Annotated in this window: 12 protein-coding genes; 3 read left to right on the top strand and 9 right to left on the bottom strand. The window is 45.6% G+C overall.

All coding sequences use genetic code 11. The features are described 5' to 3' along the window. Window positions 1-113 precede the first annotated feature (113 nt). From V6669_RS02675 to V6669_RS02660, 4 genes are all read right to left on the bottom strand, one after another. The gene (locus V6669_RS02675) at window positions 114-251 is read right to left on the bottom strand and encodes a hypothetical protein (RefSeq protein ID WP_161799395.1); all 138 of its coding nucleotides are present in this window, start codon (window positions 249-251) and stop codon (window positions 114-116) included. Between the two features lie 186 nt (window positions 252-437). Then, complete coding sequence (locus tag V6669_RS02670; RefSeq protein WP_338594822.1) at window positions 438-1,709, bottom strand: MFS transporter; 1,272 nt, start codon at window positions 1,707-1,709, stop codon at window positions 438-440. Next, complete coding sequence (locus tag V6669_RS02665) at window positions 1,699-2,076, bottom strand: hypothetical protein (RefSeq protein ID WP_047840324.1); 378 nt, start codon at window positions 2,074-2,076, stop codon at window positions 1,699-1,701. Before V6669_RS02665 ends, V6669_RS02670 begins: the two co-directional genes overlap by 11 nt. 155 nt (window positions 2,077-2,231) lie before the next feature. Continuing rightward, window positions 2,232-2,645, bottom strand: coding sequence for a GNAT family N-acetyltransferase (locus V6669_RS02660; protein WP_253429549.1), 414 nt, complete (start codon window positions 2,643-2,645; stop codon window positions 2,232-2,234). Between the two features lie 111 nt (window positions 2,646-2,756). On the opposite strand from V6669_RS02660, the gene V6669_RS02655 reads away from it, so the two are divergent. Continuing rightward, window positions 2,757-3,644 (top strand): hypothetical protein, encoded by an 888-nt coding sequence (locus V6669_RS02655; RefSeq protein ID WP_338590461.1) that lies wholly within the window; start codon window positions 2,757-2,759, stop codon window positions 3,642-3,644. A 777-nt stretch (window positions 3,645-4,421) separates the two neighbouring features. Here the strand turns inward: V6669_RS02655 and V6669_RS02650 are convergent. Further along, entirely contained in the window at window positions 4,422-7,133 is a 2,712-nt protein-coding gene (locus tag V6669_RS02650) for an S-layer homology domain-containing protein (RefSeq protein WP_338594821.1), read from the bottom strand. Window positions 7,134-7,497: 364 nt separating this feature from the next. On the opposite strand from V6669_RS02650, the gene V6669_RS02645 reads away from it, so the two are divergent. Continuing rightward, window positions 7,498-9,819, top strand: coding sequence for a helix-turn-helix domain-containing protein (locus tag V6669_RS02645; RefSeq protein ID WP_338590459.1), 2,322 nt, complete (start codon window positions 7,498-7,500; stop codon window positions 9,817-9,819). 288 nt (window positions 9,820-10,107) lie between these two features. After that, the gene (locus V6669_RS02640; protein WP_338590457.1) at window positions 10,108-11,748 is read left to right on the top strand and encodes an extracellular solute-binding protein; all 1,641 of its coding nucleotides are present in this window, start codon (window positions 10,108-10,110) and stop codon (window positions 11,746-11,748) included. A 93-nt stretch (window positions 11,749-11,841) separates the two neighbouring features. Here V6669_RS02640 and V6669_RS02635 read toward each other — a convergent pair whose 3' ends face one another. The 4 genes from V6669_RS02635 to V6669_RS02620 all read right to left on the bottom strand — a co-directional run bounded on the left by V6669_RS02635 (window position 11,842) and on the right by V6669_RS02620 (window position 15,184). Next, complete coding sequence (locus V6669_RS02635) at window positions 11,842-12,081, bottom strand: YezD family protein (RefSeq protein WP_036607453.1); 240 nt, start codon at window positions 12,079-12,081, stop codon at window positions 11,842-11,844. A gap of 156 nt (window positions 12,082-12,237) precedes the next feature. After that, window positions 12,238-13,113, bottom strand: a complete 876-nt coding sequence (gene cysW, locus V6669_RS02630; RefSeq protein ID WP_074093283.1) for a sulfate ABC transporter permease subunit CysW — start codon at window positions 13,111-13,113, stop codon at window positions 12,238-12,240. Window positions 13,114-13,180: 67 nt separating this feature from the next. Continuing rightward, window positions 13,181-14,017 (bottom strand): sulfate ABC transporter permease subunit CysT, encoded by an 837-nt coding sequence (gene cysT, locus V6669_RS02625; RefSeq protein WP_017690928.1) that lies wholly within the window; start codon window positions 14,015-14,017, stop codon window positions 13,181-13,183. A gap of 87 nt (window positions 14,018-14,104) precedes the next feature. Next, the gene (locus V6669_RS02620) at window positions 14,105-15,184 is read right to left on the bottom strand and encodes a sulfate ABC transporter substrate-binding protein (protein WP_338590451.1); all 1,080 of its coding nucleotides are present in this window, start codon (window positions 15,182-15,184) and stop codon (window positions 14,105-14,107) included. Window positions 15,185-15,205 lie beyond the last annotated feature (21 nt).

Raw genomic sequence — 15,205 nt, 5'->3', positions numbered from 1 at the left:
ATCACTCCTTTTTGAATAAAGTAAGAGGGGGAGGTACAATTATTTTAGTAATGCGCGAAAATCAAAGACTTATCTTTCAAATGATTCAGTGAATAGAGCGTGAAAAGAAGTTCCTAGCTCTCAACAACGATTGTTTGTGAGCTAGTCCAGCTGCACACTGTACACAAGCTTGTTTCCTCAAACATGTTGTTATCCTCTTCAACCTCTAGTGCCATCAAATCCTGTACAGATAAAATTTCCTTGTTTTCCATGATATATTACCTCCCATTTGTCTCCCCCTCTTATAAACCAAATTCTACATAAAATTTGATATTCCTTCTTTTTAATTGAATTATTTTACATAAATTATTTACTTAATCCATTTATTTCGCCTGATCATGTCAAATTACTTGTTTCCTCAGACTAAAAAGAGGCGCAATATGACATCAGATTTCAGACTACATCGAGGTCGTTTGTTGCCGGGTACGCTTGCTACGTTCTTCACGGAAAGGTCGGACAAATAGGCTTGCCATGCCCATACAAATAACAAATGTACCAATCCCCATGTACACCCATGAAGGGTTGTACGTTTCAATGAACCACCCTCCCAGCAACAACCCGAGCGGATTACTAATGCCACTCATCAAAACACCCATACTGTTCATGACACGTCCTCTCTTTTCTTCCGGGGTGGATAAAAGAATGGAAGTAACCAATGGTACATTCACAAGAGCAAGTCCCATCATCAACAAAAATGAACATGCAATCGCGATATACAGGTTAGGAAACATCGGCATGAGCAGCAAACTTGTACCTGAGATGAGATAACTGATCAAAAACCAGTGAGCGAGCGAGAGTCGTTTGGCATATTTACCACTGAGCAGAGAACCTGCAATACTGCCAGCGGCAAAGGCTGACTGAAGCAGACCGTAGCCTTGTGGTCCGGCTTGCAGCACCATATTGGCAAAAATCGGCGTGAAAATGTGCAGTGGCGCCCCCGCAAAATTGATAATAGCTCCAAAGATAATGCAGCAGGCCAAAATTTTACGGGAAAACAGGAATGTAATTCCCTGCATGCTATCTTTAACAAAACCGGAGACTCCTTTTTGTTTCACTACTTTGGTTACAGGGATGCGGATAAAAAAAATGGATATGGCGGATAGCAGAAATGTAACGGCATAGATGAACAGGATGGACTGAACGGAGATGAGCGCGATCAATATTCCCCCCAAGGCGTATCCAAGCAATTCAATCGTTTTGGAGGAAGAGTTGAGTAGTGCATTGGCTGGAGCTAATTGTTTTGCAGGTTCTGGCAAAATAGCGGGGATGACTGTCTGGGTTGCCGGATTGAACAAAAAACCAAGGATTGCAATGAGCAGATTGGCTGCGTAAATATGCCACGGAAGCATGGATCCTGTCATGAACAAAATAGCCAATATGCAAGCTACGCCTGCACGCAATATATCTGTCCAGATCAAAAGTTGCTTTTTCGGCAGGCGATCGCTGATCGTAGCCAAGGGAATACCCAAAAATGCATAGATCAAGTACGGCAACATCGGAATCAGTGCGGCAGCAAGTGCCGACTCCGTTAATTGGAGGATATACCACATCGTCGCCATAGAAAATAAAATCTGACCTGCGCCAGAAATTAATCTACCAACAAGAAGCACAACAAAAGAAGGAAGGCGCAAAACCGCTCGATAGCTGTCGCCGCGAATTTCATTTTTCATCTTTTTCACGCACCTCTCCCTCGTACGTAACAGATTCATCATCACTAATACGATGCAGACGCGTAACCAAACCTGAATCTCGAATGGTCTGTTGTATCTTGGCTTTTACCCGTTCCAGTTCAGCCGTATACTCGCGTATCTCGTTCAATAAGGTCTGATGGGTTCGTATACCCTCCCTAATCAACATTGCAGTCGCATCAGAACGGTTTTTCGCTAATTCAAGAAATACAAGCTGATCTATGATATCAATCTCTTCCTGACTTAATCGAACGGAAACAACTCCCTTGGCTCCCGAAAGATTTTTGTTCGCCTGCTCCACAGATCGTTCCACCATCTGGTTAAACTGAGCTTTCTGGTCATTGTACATATTCAATTCCTCCATTCTTCACGAGTGCACGCGTATATCGTAATTTGTAAATCGTAAATTGGATTCAATTTACATTATACCTGTAAATAAATGGTTGTAAAGCAAAAAACCTTTGGATATCCAAAGGTTCGCCGAATATGTTTTTAACTAGTTCACTAGTCTCCCTGCCTCCACCACATCCCCTCCGATTTTGGGCTGGTGTATTCAAATCCAAATTGAGCATAAAGTTGATCAGCCGGAACATCCGCCAGCAGACTGACCAAACCACGGGCAGGTACTGCTTTACGCAGATAATTCATAATTTCGCTCATGATCAGTTTTCCATACCCCATTCCCTGAACATCCGGGTGTACAGCAATATCGACGACCTGAAAGAAACAACCTCCATCTCCAATCACTCGCCCCATGCCTATCAGCATATCCTCTTCACGCAGACATACGGCAAACAGGCTATTCGGTAATCCAATCTCCGCCCCTTCCCTGCTCATTGCACTAAGGCCGGCAATCTGCCGCAAGGCAAGATACTCCACTGCTGCGGGTGGTGTGTGTTCAATACTCACATGATCCATGAATTGTGCCCCTTTCTGCTTGAATTCATCTACTTCCTGTGTAATAGTGAGAGAAAGCTTACGTGAAGCGTGTTTCATGATACGTGAAGTTGCTGCAAAGGAGGAACAAGTGTGTTTCAACGTTGGATTGAGGATCTGACATCACGCCCAGGTGCTGTGGCTGTGCTGCTTGGCGTCATGGCTTTGCTTCTGGGAATATACATATGGTCTGCCACTGAAGTTCGCCGCAGCCACGAAAGGCGAATGCAAAGGATACGAGATACATTATACATAAGTACAGCCCTCTTGGGACAACTTACCATCCAGGAAAATCGGAATTATGAACGGTCGGAACACGAACATAACGATCTGATAACGGCAATGTTAGCCTGCAAAGCTGCATCTTACCTATCCCCTCAGCTACAGGACCAGATCCGTGACTGTATTAAGGATCATGATCCTGCCAGAATCGGACTGATGCACAGAGCACTGGAACGGGAGTGCACCGTATTATCGGATGAACTCAGCCGGGATACTCTTGCAGATCATTGGGGCACAGCGGTCTGGACCATCCTTCGGCCTGTAGCCGAACCTGCCGCACTGGCGGCCACAGGGTTTCTGGTTACAGATCTGGTATTTCGTCAGCGGATGTTGGACGTTTCTGTGGACTCATGGGACAACATCTTGCCATGGATTCGCGCAATTTCCCTAATGATCACCATAATATATGGTTACCTGCTCTGGGCCAGCCCACGACGGGATAGGTCACGTACAGTAACCAAAATGCTCTCCTTGCTGATCGCCCTATGCTCCTTGCTCCATCTGATTGGACCTGTTGCTGCACCCTATGCACTGGGACTACAGCTGATTATATTTACTTCGGGTTTCGGGTTGACTGGGACGCGCTCTCGCAGTGATCGCCCCTACGCAGGACATACGGATCTGGAACCTACGAAGCAAGTCTCTACGGAGATAGAAGGGAATACACGTCGTACATCTGGTACCAACACCGACGAATAACCTACGCATCCAGCCGCTTCCGTATGATTAAACTTAGATACCCACCTCGATGATACGAGACTCGTTCCTCTCTCGGCTGGATTTCCACCGATCAGGTCGTGTCTCCTTACTCGGCATGCTATACGATGATGAATGTCAGTGTCCCAAAATTATCGAGCTCCCGTCTGGCTGTTCCTATTGAGTAGCCAGTCGATTTTCTAAGGAACACAGAACGTCTTATATTACCTCTACAGCCTCTTTCAAAATTGTAAAGAACCTCAGACACGTTATTTCCCAAAATCGCTCGATAAAAATGCTCTAAAACGCCGTACATTTCGATATAACGTGTCTCAGATTCTTTAGATTTCTGCGGGCGTTTCAAATCCTTGAATACGACGCCTCAGATTCGTTAGCGCTCAATCCCTGCTCATGCTCTGTTCCAAGAGCGACTGAGAGGACAAGCTCGTGTCCCTCCCTTACGAAAAGAAAATTTTCATTGGTAGAGGAAAATAGGGAAGCCACCTTTGTGAAGTCCTGATCGCTTGCTCTTATTCAGTATGCAGCACGCTTTCCAACTCTGGACTCGTTAATATACGTCTCGGCTTTCAGTAGATTTTGAAAGAACGCTCTAAATCCAACGTATCTGTACGCAAAAAGGGCTGAAACTACAATGTAGTTTCAGCCCTTTTCTATATTACTAATTTTGTCTCGCGAAGAATGATCGTAAGGTTATTCTGTCATCGAAGTCGCATGTGTGACATTCTTTAGTTCACTTTGTATCATGGAATAATTACTTCATTATTTGGCTACAACATGTGCAATGATACGACCTTTTTCATACGTGACCGTAACGTCATAACCATCTGCCGTTACACTGTCGAATTCACCTGTAATTCCATTAGCCGTGATTAACGTAATATCTTTGGAACCTTCAATCTTATAGTTGGACAAGTCGAGTTTGAGACTTCCTCCTTCAATATAGAGTTTTCTGCCAACATTCAGTTGACTGTTGCCATCAGCGACAACCAATTCCAGCGTCCCCTTATCCATGGTGAAGTTTCTATTCAAGGTTAATGCTCCATCGACATTTACAACAACTGTTCCATTTTCTACATACAGATCACCCGTACCAAAAGCCGTTGCGGATTCGGCTACCAATGTTCCTGCTTGCAGTAAGGTTCCGCCTGTGTAGCTATTTTTTCCTGTCAATGTAAGGGTTCCTGTTCCTTTTTTCGTAAGCATTCCACTACCCGTAATATCATTTCTCCACCAATCTTCTGCATTAAACCGTCCTTTGGAAGCATCCATATCCACAGTTACATTGTTCAAAAATGCACCGTATCCATCCGAAGCCGTGACCAGATCAATTCTACCCCAGCCCTTGGATTCATCCAGTACAGGATATCCAGAGTCAATGGATGTTGTATACAATACTTGTCTGCGTTGCTCATCTGTTAAATACGGTTGACGTGTTTCCAACAGAGCTTCTGCTCCTTGCGGTACAACGGGAGCCAACCCTTTGGTTCCTGTTTGTGGTAGACCATAAGTCATCTTCTCTCTATAGAAGGCTTTATTGGCATCATGATCTTCCCATTTGTGTTCATCGTAAGCACTCTTGAACGTGTAATCTTCGGTTACGGTGTGTGCATACTCATACAGACTCATATTGTTTTCCTTGGCTGCAGCTCCAAATACTTCTCCTGCATTCTCATAGCCTTTCTCTAACACATCTTTGTTCTCAGCCTGATTAAGTGCATAGGCAGCCATGGCTGTCGACTGTATTCTTCCTCCTATAATATCAAGCGGTGAGTGCATCCCTGTTACGACTCGATTCTCGCCCAACTGAGCTGCTCTCGTTAACAATTCAGAGAATCGTTCTGGTGTAGCGTATGCCAAAGGAAATACGGATAAGTAAGCTGCACTGGTATGTCCGCTCGGAAATGCGCCATCTTTTCCTCTTCCATCCTCAGCGATTCGTTTGACATAAGTTAACGCAGGAATAAGCTTAACGTTAGTTTCGTATTGCTGGTAATGTTTTTCTCCTGTTGATTTGGTGCCGCCTGAAGCCAAAGGTACTTCTTTTTTCTCACCTTCGCCCAAGGTTTCCCATACAGGCAGTCCCTTGCTGTCAACAACTTCTTTCACTTCTCCATTGGAATTCATTCTCCACGGTCTAGGGGAAGAGTAGAAATATTTAGAAGGATTAGATGAGGCAGGAATTTTGAATCGAACCAGATCAACTAAATTGACCAAGTCTGAAAGTTCCGTCTTTGCTTCCCAATCTCCAATGCCTTGGCTTTCATCTTCCACTGTTTCTTCGGTCAATACCACATTCATTTCGTCCACCGTTCGTTCAACGTTTGTCTTTGGCTTGATGATATCTACATACGTGTTAGCCAACGGACCAAAGCCCTCCATCACGCTATAGATCTTATCTCTTTGGTCATCATAATAGGCTGCCAATGTCTCTTCAGCCGTGCGATTTTGCGTGACCTTTTCTACATATTTGATATTGGCTTCCCAAGTCGCTTTGTTTCGGATCTCTTCATTTGCATATGTTTTCTGATCAGCGACAGCTACGGTTGGATCGTTTTTAAAGCCATCATAATATGGGGACGGTCCATCTCCATACTTTGCATTTTTGCCGTCAGCTCCAATTTTGGTTGCCGCTGTCCCATCTCTCCAATCCGCTTGGTTCATGGACCATACTTGATCAAAACCGTCCAAAATATCAATAAACGGATTGGTTTCGGCAATATTTTTCAAGGTGTCGTCTCCGGCATTGGCTCCGTGCTTCACGGCGGATAACCGAGCTTCATCTGCTGGGGGATTAACATTCAGTACGGTTGCCGTTCCTTTTGGCTTAGCTGGTTTGGCAGCTGTAGTAGCATCTGTTTCCACAGCCTTAACGAGCGCAGACACCGCTTCGGCACGCGTAATGGAATTAAGCGGTTTGAAGCTTCCATCTGCATAACCGGAGATAATTTTCGCTGCTGCCGCTCCACCTACAGCTCCCTTGCTCCACGCCGCAATAGACGATGAATCGCTAAATACATTCGCTGCTGTTTCATTTAACTCCAGATTCAAAATGCCAGCGATCACTTTAGCTGCTTCTTGACGGGTGATCGGATCTTGTGGCTTCATTGTGCCATCGGTGTATCCATCTATATATCCATTCGCATTTGCAATAGAAATTGCTTCGTAATACCATGCACTCTCAGACACATCGTTAAAGGTAATTTTAGCTTGTCCGGAATATCCAAAAGCACCGTTTACCAAATTCATAAATTCTGCTCTGGTAATATACGTATTCGGTTTGAATGAACGATCCAGGTAACCTCGAATTAATCCTTCATCACCCCATGCTTGAATATTTGCTTCCGCCCAGTGTCCCTTAATATCAGAGAACTGAATCTTCTGATCGGCTGCAAAACTCTTCTCTGCAAATGTCGGACCAACCATAGACAACATTAGAAGTAATGCCAGTGACTTTTTAAGTGGTTTTCTCATGGCTTGCAAATACACGCTCCCGTTATGGTAAATTATTTTTTTGCTTCTGCATCTGCAAATGAGTAAGAAAGACTCTATACAGATGTCTGATCTGCCGTTACTGTAGCATTAGGGAGCGTTTCGCATCTATAGAACAAATTCCGTTTTATATCAAAATCGTACGTTCCGGAGCTTATATGCCAACAACAATGGAGTTAGATACTACATTTATCAATTAAAATACCTACTTTTGTAAACGCTTTATTAACTGAAAGTAAATTATGGAGTGGGAGTTTGTTAAATTTCGATCAACATGATTTCTAGTCCTCGGCCTGCTATATAATGATGAAGTTGTTTAGAAAAGAGAAATGAAGGGGGAAAAAGAATGCTTAAGCCATTTCAATCTGTGAGATCCAAAATGGTTCTTTCCTACCTTGCTGTCGTTCTTGTCATTGCGCTTCTTTTCGGCTCCATTCTATACCTCTTCTTCTCCCATCAATACAGCAAAGAAATTCGAATCAATAATCAACTTTCGCTGAAAAGCACTGTCAATACTATTGAGAGCTCCGTTATCCAGAAGGTGAATCAGGTTTATCTGTCCCTGGCACTCGGTAACGCTGCAAGTATCGATCTAGATAGCTTAAAAGGAAACCATAGCAAAATCCTGGACATCGAACAGTCCCTCAAAAATATGGTGCAAAATTATTCCGATCTCATTGAAGCTATTCATGTGTACGATACGAAGAACCACTTCATTGTCTCATCTGTATATGGGCTATTGCTCTATGAGGACACGCCTTCGAGTGTGGATCATACGACGGATTGGATTGCTGCGATGAAAGAGACTCCAGAAAGCTCCTTATGGATGAAGACTCGCATGGTGCCTCAGGATGCTTATATCGAATCACGGGAACAGGACAACATGAGTCCTCTGATTTCCTATGTCCACAGTTACCCGTTTCAATCGTCTGGACAGGACAGTACGGCCATGATTGCGATTGATATCAAAGAGTCAGCGATCAGTCAGATCATTAAAAATATGCTCCCTGCTGACTATGCGAATACATTAATCATCGACCAGGACGGAACTGTCATATCTGCCGCGGACAAAACGTTGATAGGCAGCTCCACGGAGGAGAATCTGACGCAGTCGCTGCTCACCTTTCATTCTTCAGATGAGAGCTTCACGCCTGTATTTAACTATGACTCTCATGTCGTTACCCAAGATCAATTTAAAGGAAATACATGGAGAATCTACACCACCACACCTAATGAAAGCTTCTATTATAAATTGGATAGCTTGAAGGAGATTTCGGTTCTTCTCGGTTTATTGGCTGTTGCGGTTGGGATAGCGATGTCGTCTATCTTTACCAGGGCCAACTATAGTCCTCTTAAGCGAATCCTGAATAACATCAAGAGCCGGATGGATAGCCCAACCAGCTTAAAGCAGGACGAATATCGGTTCATCGATACAACGTTTAATAGTCTGTCCAATAAAGTTGATAGTCTTGAAGAAACCTTACAGGCCAATCACAGAATGATTAAGCATAGTATCATGCTTAATATGTTAAATAATCGATTTACACCTGAGGAACTTACGGAGCAACTGCAATCTGTTCACATTTCGATGGCTTACTCCCGCTTTCGCTGCATCGTCATTGACCCTGTCAATGAGAAGTGGAAGGATCTGCAGCCACGACAGTTGCAGCATACGTTGTATACGATGATCCAGCAACTGGAGATCGCAGAAATGGATGGAACTCAACTGCTGGCAGAGGAATTGCAGGATCACAAAATCGCGGTCATCATCTGTACCAATCAACCGGAGGCACCTCTCTCTGATCACATTGTAGACTTTATTCACGCTGAGGCGAGCAGCAGATTTGGTCTGGAATTTGTACTATCGTTAGGCGGATGGGTAGAACACTTCACGAAGATTCACACAAGTTATCATCAGGCGAATACCCTGATTCGATACAGCTACTTTTTTCCCGAGCAATCTGCCATTCAGGATCTTGATCTTCTGAACAGGGAAGCCAGCAGCTTGGAAATTTCGGACTCATACCTCGTAAATTTTGAGAAGAAATTGCAGACTCGGGATGTGCAAGGTACGGTTCAGGCCATTCAGGAATTGGTCGCGACATTAAAGGAAGGCCCCTATTCCGCCGAATACAGTCGGATCATCTTATTAAAAACGGTATCTATTTACGCTGAGTGTATTAATCAGGTTCGTTGGCAGCCCGCCGAGGCGAATTCATTGAATTTGTACAAGCAATTTTCATTGTTCTACAATATCAACCGCTATTCGGAATGGATCATTCATCTCGTCACCGAATTTGTGATGCATATGGAGAAGCGAAGTGAGGTACGAAGTGTGGATACCATCTCGGCTGTCAAAGCCTATGTTCGTGAGCACTTATCGGGCGATCTCACGCTGGATCATGTCTCAGAGCAAGTATTCATCAGCTCTAAATATCTCAGTAAACTTTTCAAGGAAGAAACCGGGATTGTTTATTCCGAATATGTTACGAATCAGAGAATGGAACGCGCACGGGAACTCATGACACAACGCGAAATTACGGTTGAGCAGGTCGCAAGTACTGTCGGTTACCGAACCCCTGCTTATTTCATTAAAAAGTTCAAAGAAATTCACGGCTGTACGCCAAAAAACTTTATGCGCAGTCTAATGGAACAGGGATCTATATAGGGTCAATTAGGAATATTTACACGGACACTCCGATGACAGAACAACCTTCCGATCGCTGTTATTCCCAGATTTCTTTGATCCCTTTTCTAAAAGTGGAAATCCGGGAATAGCGTATGCTTCCGATGCAGCTTTCTTTCAGAAAGCTTTTAGGCGTAGCGTATGCTTTCGAAGTAGTTTTCTTACAGAAAACTTGTAGCTTCGCTTCTTCAGGTTCTTTCTGTCCTCTCCGTTATTGTGTAAATGTTAAATTGAACCTATATAGAATTTAAAATTAGTAAAGGAGCTGCTATGAACATCAACCTTTCAAGACAGATATGTCTATATTCCGCAATGCTCCTCCTTCTCGTATTTACAAGTGGGTGTACCTCTTTAGGAAGAGAAACAGCACAAGTGCAACAGCAAGACCATCTAGCAAGCGCTGAGAAGGAGACAGCACCACAATACACGATATCCTGGACCATGCATCAAAATGTTCCTGTTCCTGAAGACGCGGAGATGATTGCCTATATTGAGGATCGGTTTGATGTCGATCTGGAGGTGTGGAACCTTGAGAACAAGCGGTACGAGGAACTGCTTGATCTGGAGCTTGCTCAAGGTAAAATACCGGATCTGTTCCGGATTAGGCAGCCGCATGATCTGCTGAAGTATCAAATGCAGGGGGTTTTAGCGGAAATCCCCCCGGATGTACTTGAACAATATGCGCCAAATATCGTACAGCGAATTCGCAATTATGACTCACGTTATCTGGAGTATGGAAAAATAAACGGCAGCTTATATGGAATACCGGCCATAAATGAGACCAACATCTATCGAACTCCTGTCGTATATCGAGAGGACTGGCTTAAGCGGCTTGGTCTGGACGTACCGAAGACATTAGAGGAATTTGAGACGGTTATGTATGCTTTTGCCAAAGATGATCCGGACGGGAATGGTAAAAAGGATACGTATGGCCTATCCAGAGAGGGCTTAAATGTCGTGTTTGGCGCCTTTGGACAGACCGTTTTCACCGAGCAGCTGTATTTTAATGAAAAAAACAACCAACTCGTGATCGGCGCTTTGGAGCCGGAGATGAAAAAAGCCCTAACTTATATGCAAAAGTGGTATCGGGACGGGATTATCGACCCTGAATTTATAACCGGCGAAAATAAGGGTGGTTATAAACATCTATCCCATGCTTTTATTAATGGAAAAATTGGGATGACCTCGATGGGCAACTACTATCATTGGAATCAAGAGGGAGACTACAGTGTCCTCAATGAAAATGGCCAAGCAACCCCTGTGGGAGCCTCGTTCAATGTTAATGAGCTGTTACAGAAGAACGCAGCTGCAGAGGTTGTATTTGGTTCTCCTGTTATTGGTCCTGATGGACATAGCGGTTCAAAAGGGAACAATCTGCTGATGAATTTTATTGCTATAGGTGCTGAGGCTGCGAAGGAGCCGGGGAAACTGGAGAAAATTTTGGAGATACTCGATTATGTAAGTGCCAACCCCGATCCGGAGGAGCAGATCAAAATGGAGTATGGCCTTCCAGGAAAACACTGGAATTGGAGCGCTGAAGATCCAAACTCGTTCCATTTACTTTACCCATACAACAGAATGGAGAATTATATTAATATGATCGGCTCAAGTATCGGCATGACGGTTCCAGGTACACCCTCGGATAAACGTGAACAGTGGGCTGCATCTGCAGGGTTGACGGAGAATGGTATCTATAATCGCCTGGAGGTTGCAACCCCTGCCCTGATTCAATATTCATCTGAATTGATTCGCATGAGAGACAGAGCGTACATCTCCATCATCACCGGCGATCAGCCTGTGGGGTATTTCGATACCTTTGTGGAAGAATTCATGGATGCAGGTGGGCAACAGGTGCTGCTTGAAGCGAATCATTGGTATAAGGAGCATAAGGAAACAAGTCGTGCGCAATAGGTAGGACAGTGTGAAACATACATTTCCCATGAGTTTCTGGATTATACATGTGTATTCCTATACACCCATCCTTCCCTGATACAACGGCACTCTCTATCCCTTTGCACTCGCATTTGATCCGCGTAGTGAACGGGCTGAACTGCTTCGTGCCGTGCTTCCGGATTTGGAGGCGCTGCCTGAGGGCGTATTTTCAAAACGCTTGCGTTCGGTCCGCTCCATCTGCACAATCTGACCTTCGTGCACCACGATATGCAAAGAACCAAACTCCATGTCATTCAGCTGTCCGGCAATTCGGTCCAACCATACCTCATCCACTTTTAACGGCTTAGCCATAGAGCCGCCTCCTCTTCTCGGGCTATTGCCCGCCATATTCCTAAGTACGCTGTCATCCAACGGATTTATAAATCATTCTTATCCAACCTATATACTTGGTTTATACATTATCAGGGCTTCCAGTAGCTGTCAATCTGTATTTTCTTCTTCTCATAATCACTTTTCTGAAACGGCTTTATGTCCAAGCCAGCTCTTGAGCAGCAACGTGGCAAGAGCCAGAATCAGGAGCAGGGAAGCTACGGCAAACGAAGCCGAGAATTGATATTCGTTATACAAAATCTCCACATGCAGCGGCAGTGTATTGGTCTCTCCGCGGATATGTCCGGAGACCACAGATACCGCTCCGAACTCACCCATAGCACGGGCATTACACAGAATAATGCCGTACAGCAGCCCCCATTTGATGTTGGGCAAGGTTACACTCCAGAAGATTCGCCACCCGGAAGCACCCAGCGTAACCGCCGCTTCCTCTTCCCGGGTTCCCTGGTCCTCCATCAGCGGAATCAGTTCTCTCGCTACGAAAGGGAAGGTAATAAACAACGTTGCTATGACAATGCCTGGCAGCGCAAAAATGATTTTGATATCATGTTCGGACAGCCACGGCCCAAACCACCCATTGGAACCAAAGACCAATACAAAGATCAACCCGCCCACCACAGGTGAGATGGAAAAGGGAAGATCAATCAGCGTGATCATGAGTCCCTTGCCCTTGAACTGAAACTTGGTAATGACCCAGGCAGCGGCCACACCAAATATCGTATTCAGCGGCACTGTAATCGCCGCAACCAATAACGTGAGTTTCAGTGCAGACATGGCATCCGGCTCGGTAAGAGCGGCAATATACACGCCCCATCCCTGCTTCAACGCCTCCATGAGCACAATGGCCAGTGGCAATATAAGCAGCCATATGAGTACCAAGCTCGCCAGTCCAATCAATAACCATTTGACCCATGGAGCTTCCGTTGTTGCACGGTTCGTTCCGCGGCCAGCTCGTACGGGTGGAACAGGGCTCAGTGGAACGGAACCCGCCATATGCCGCACCTCCTTTGGTTTGGGTGAGTGACGTCTTTTAATATCCTTATTGCATCATGTTTCATTCTCATGCCCTGCCCGCCTTCCGGCTCCAACGTTGCAAGGAATTAATAATCAGCAGCAGGATGAAAGAAACCAGTAGCAACAGCAGAGCTACAGCTGTAGCGCCTGCATAATCGAACTGCTCCAGCTTAGCCATGATCAGCAAGGGGGCAATCTCCGTTTTCATCGGCATATTACCTGAGATAAATACAACCGAGCCATATTCACCAATGCCCCGGGCAAAGGCCAGAGCAAAACCGGTCAGCAGTGGCGGAATCAGATCCGGCAGCAGAATGGTACGGAATATCCGCCATCTTCCTGCTCCCAGTGTGGCAGCCGCCTCTTCCACCTCCGCCTCCAGCTCCTCTAACACCGGTTGCACCGTGCGAACTACGAATGGAATTCCGATAAACATCAGCGCCAGCGTAATCCCGGCCTGTGAATAGGCCAGCTTGATGCCCAAAGGCTCTACAAACTGACCAATCCAGCCATTGCCGGCATAGATCGCCGTAAGAGCAACCCCTGCTACCGCTGTCGGCAAGGCAAAAGGCAGATCAATGACCGCATCAAACAGCCTTTTACCCGGGAATTCATACCGAACAAGCACCCATGCCAGGAGTAACCCCAGCACGAGATCAATCAGCGCCGCTGCACCTGCGGTCAGGAAGCTGACCTGGAATGAAGCCAGCACCCTGGGATTGGTCGCAACTTCAATCATGGTTGCCCACGTCAGTCCTGTGGAGTTAAACAACAGCGCAGCCAGTGGAATAAGTACAACCAGGCTTAGGTAGAACACACTGTAACCCATCGTTAATCCAAATCCCGGCAATGTGCGTCTCCGCGCCACCATCACCTTGCTCATGCACGTTCATCCTCTCTGCCTTCAGCCGGTAGGGCTGGTTGGCCGCTCACAGCGCGATTGATCGGGTGTTCACTAAACAGAGCAATCTTAGCTGCCTGGAACATAGATCTGGTCGAAGATACCACCGTCATTAAAATGTTTGGCCTGAGTATCCCGCCATGTGCCGAATACATCTTTCAACGTGAACAGTTCAAGCGCCGGGAACTGATCCTTGAATTTTTCCTCCACGCTGTCCAGCGTTGGGCGGTAATAATTTTCAGCCGCAATCGTCTGTCCCTCTTCACTGTACAAATATTTCAGATAGGCATCCGCCACGTCGCGGCTTCCTTTTTTGTCTGCATTTTTGTCCACAATTGCAACGGGTGGTTCAGCCAAGATACTAACCGAAGGCACGACAATATCGAATTTGTCCGGACCCAACTCTTTTACCGATAGGAAAGCTTCATTTTCCCAAGCAAGAAGCACATCCCCAATGCCACGTTCAACAAACGTTGTCGTAGACCCGCGAGCACCCGAATCCAGCACAGGCGCATGTTTGAACAATTCACCAACAAATTCCTTCGCTTTCTCTTCATCATTGTTATTATGCTTAAGGGCATATCCCCATGCCGCCAGATAGTTCCAGCGCGCCCCGCCGGACGTTTTTGGGTTCGGTGTGATGACTTGTGTATCCCCTTTGATCAGATCATCCCAGTCCTTGATGCCTTTTGGATTACCTTTACGTACAAGGAATACAATCGTAGAGGTATACGGAGAGCTGTTATACTCGTATTTATCCTGCCAGCCTTCGTTAATCAGACCTTTATCTTCAATCGCATCAATATCGTATCCCAACGCCAGCGTCACCACGTCTGCATCCAGTCCGTCAATAACAGAACGACTCTGTTTACCCGATCCCCCATGGGACTGCTTGATGGTCACTTCCTGGCCTTTCTCTTTCAACCAATGCGCCGCAAACGCTTTGTTATATTGTTCATAGAGTTCCCGCGTTGGATCATAGGAAACATTCAGCAGTTCGATGGCCTTGGGCCCTTCTGTGCCGCCTTCCGCTCCCCCCGATGTTCCTGCCGCACTGGACCCGCCACTATCCGATCCGCATGCTGCCAGAACTCCTGTTAATACCAGTGCCAGACCAACCAAAATACCCTTATGAATTCTCTTTTTCATGAATAACACTCCCCCGATATA

It is taken from the genome of Paenibacillus sp. Y5S-9 (assembly GCF_036894235.1).
Taxonomy (GTDB): Bacteria; Bacillota; Bacilli; order Paenibacillales; family Paenibacillaceae; genus Paenibacillus.
This window is presented reverse-complemented; position numbering and strand designations above follow the sequence as displayed.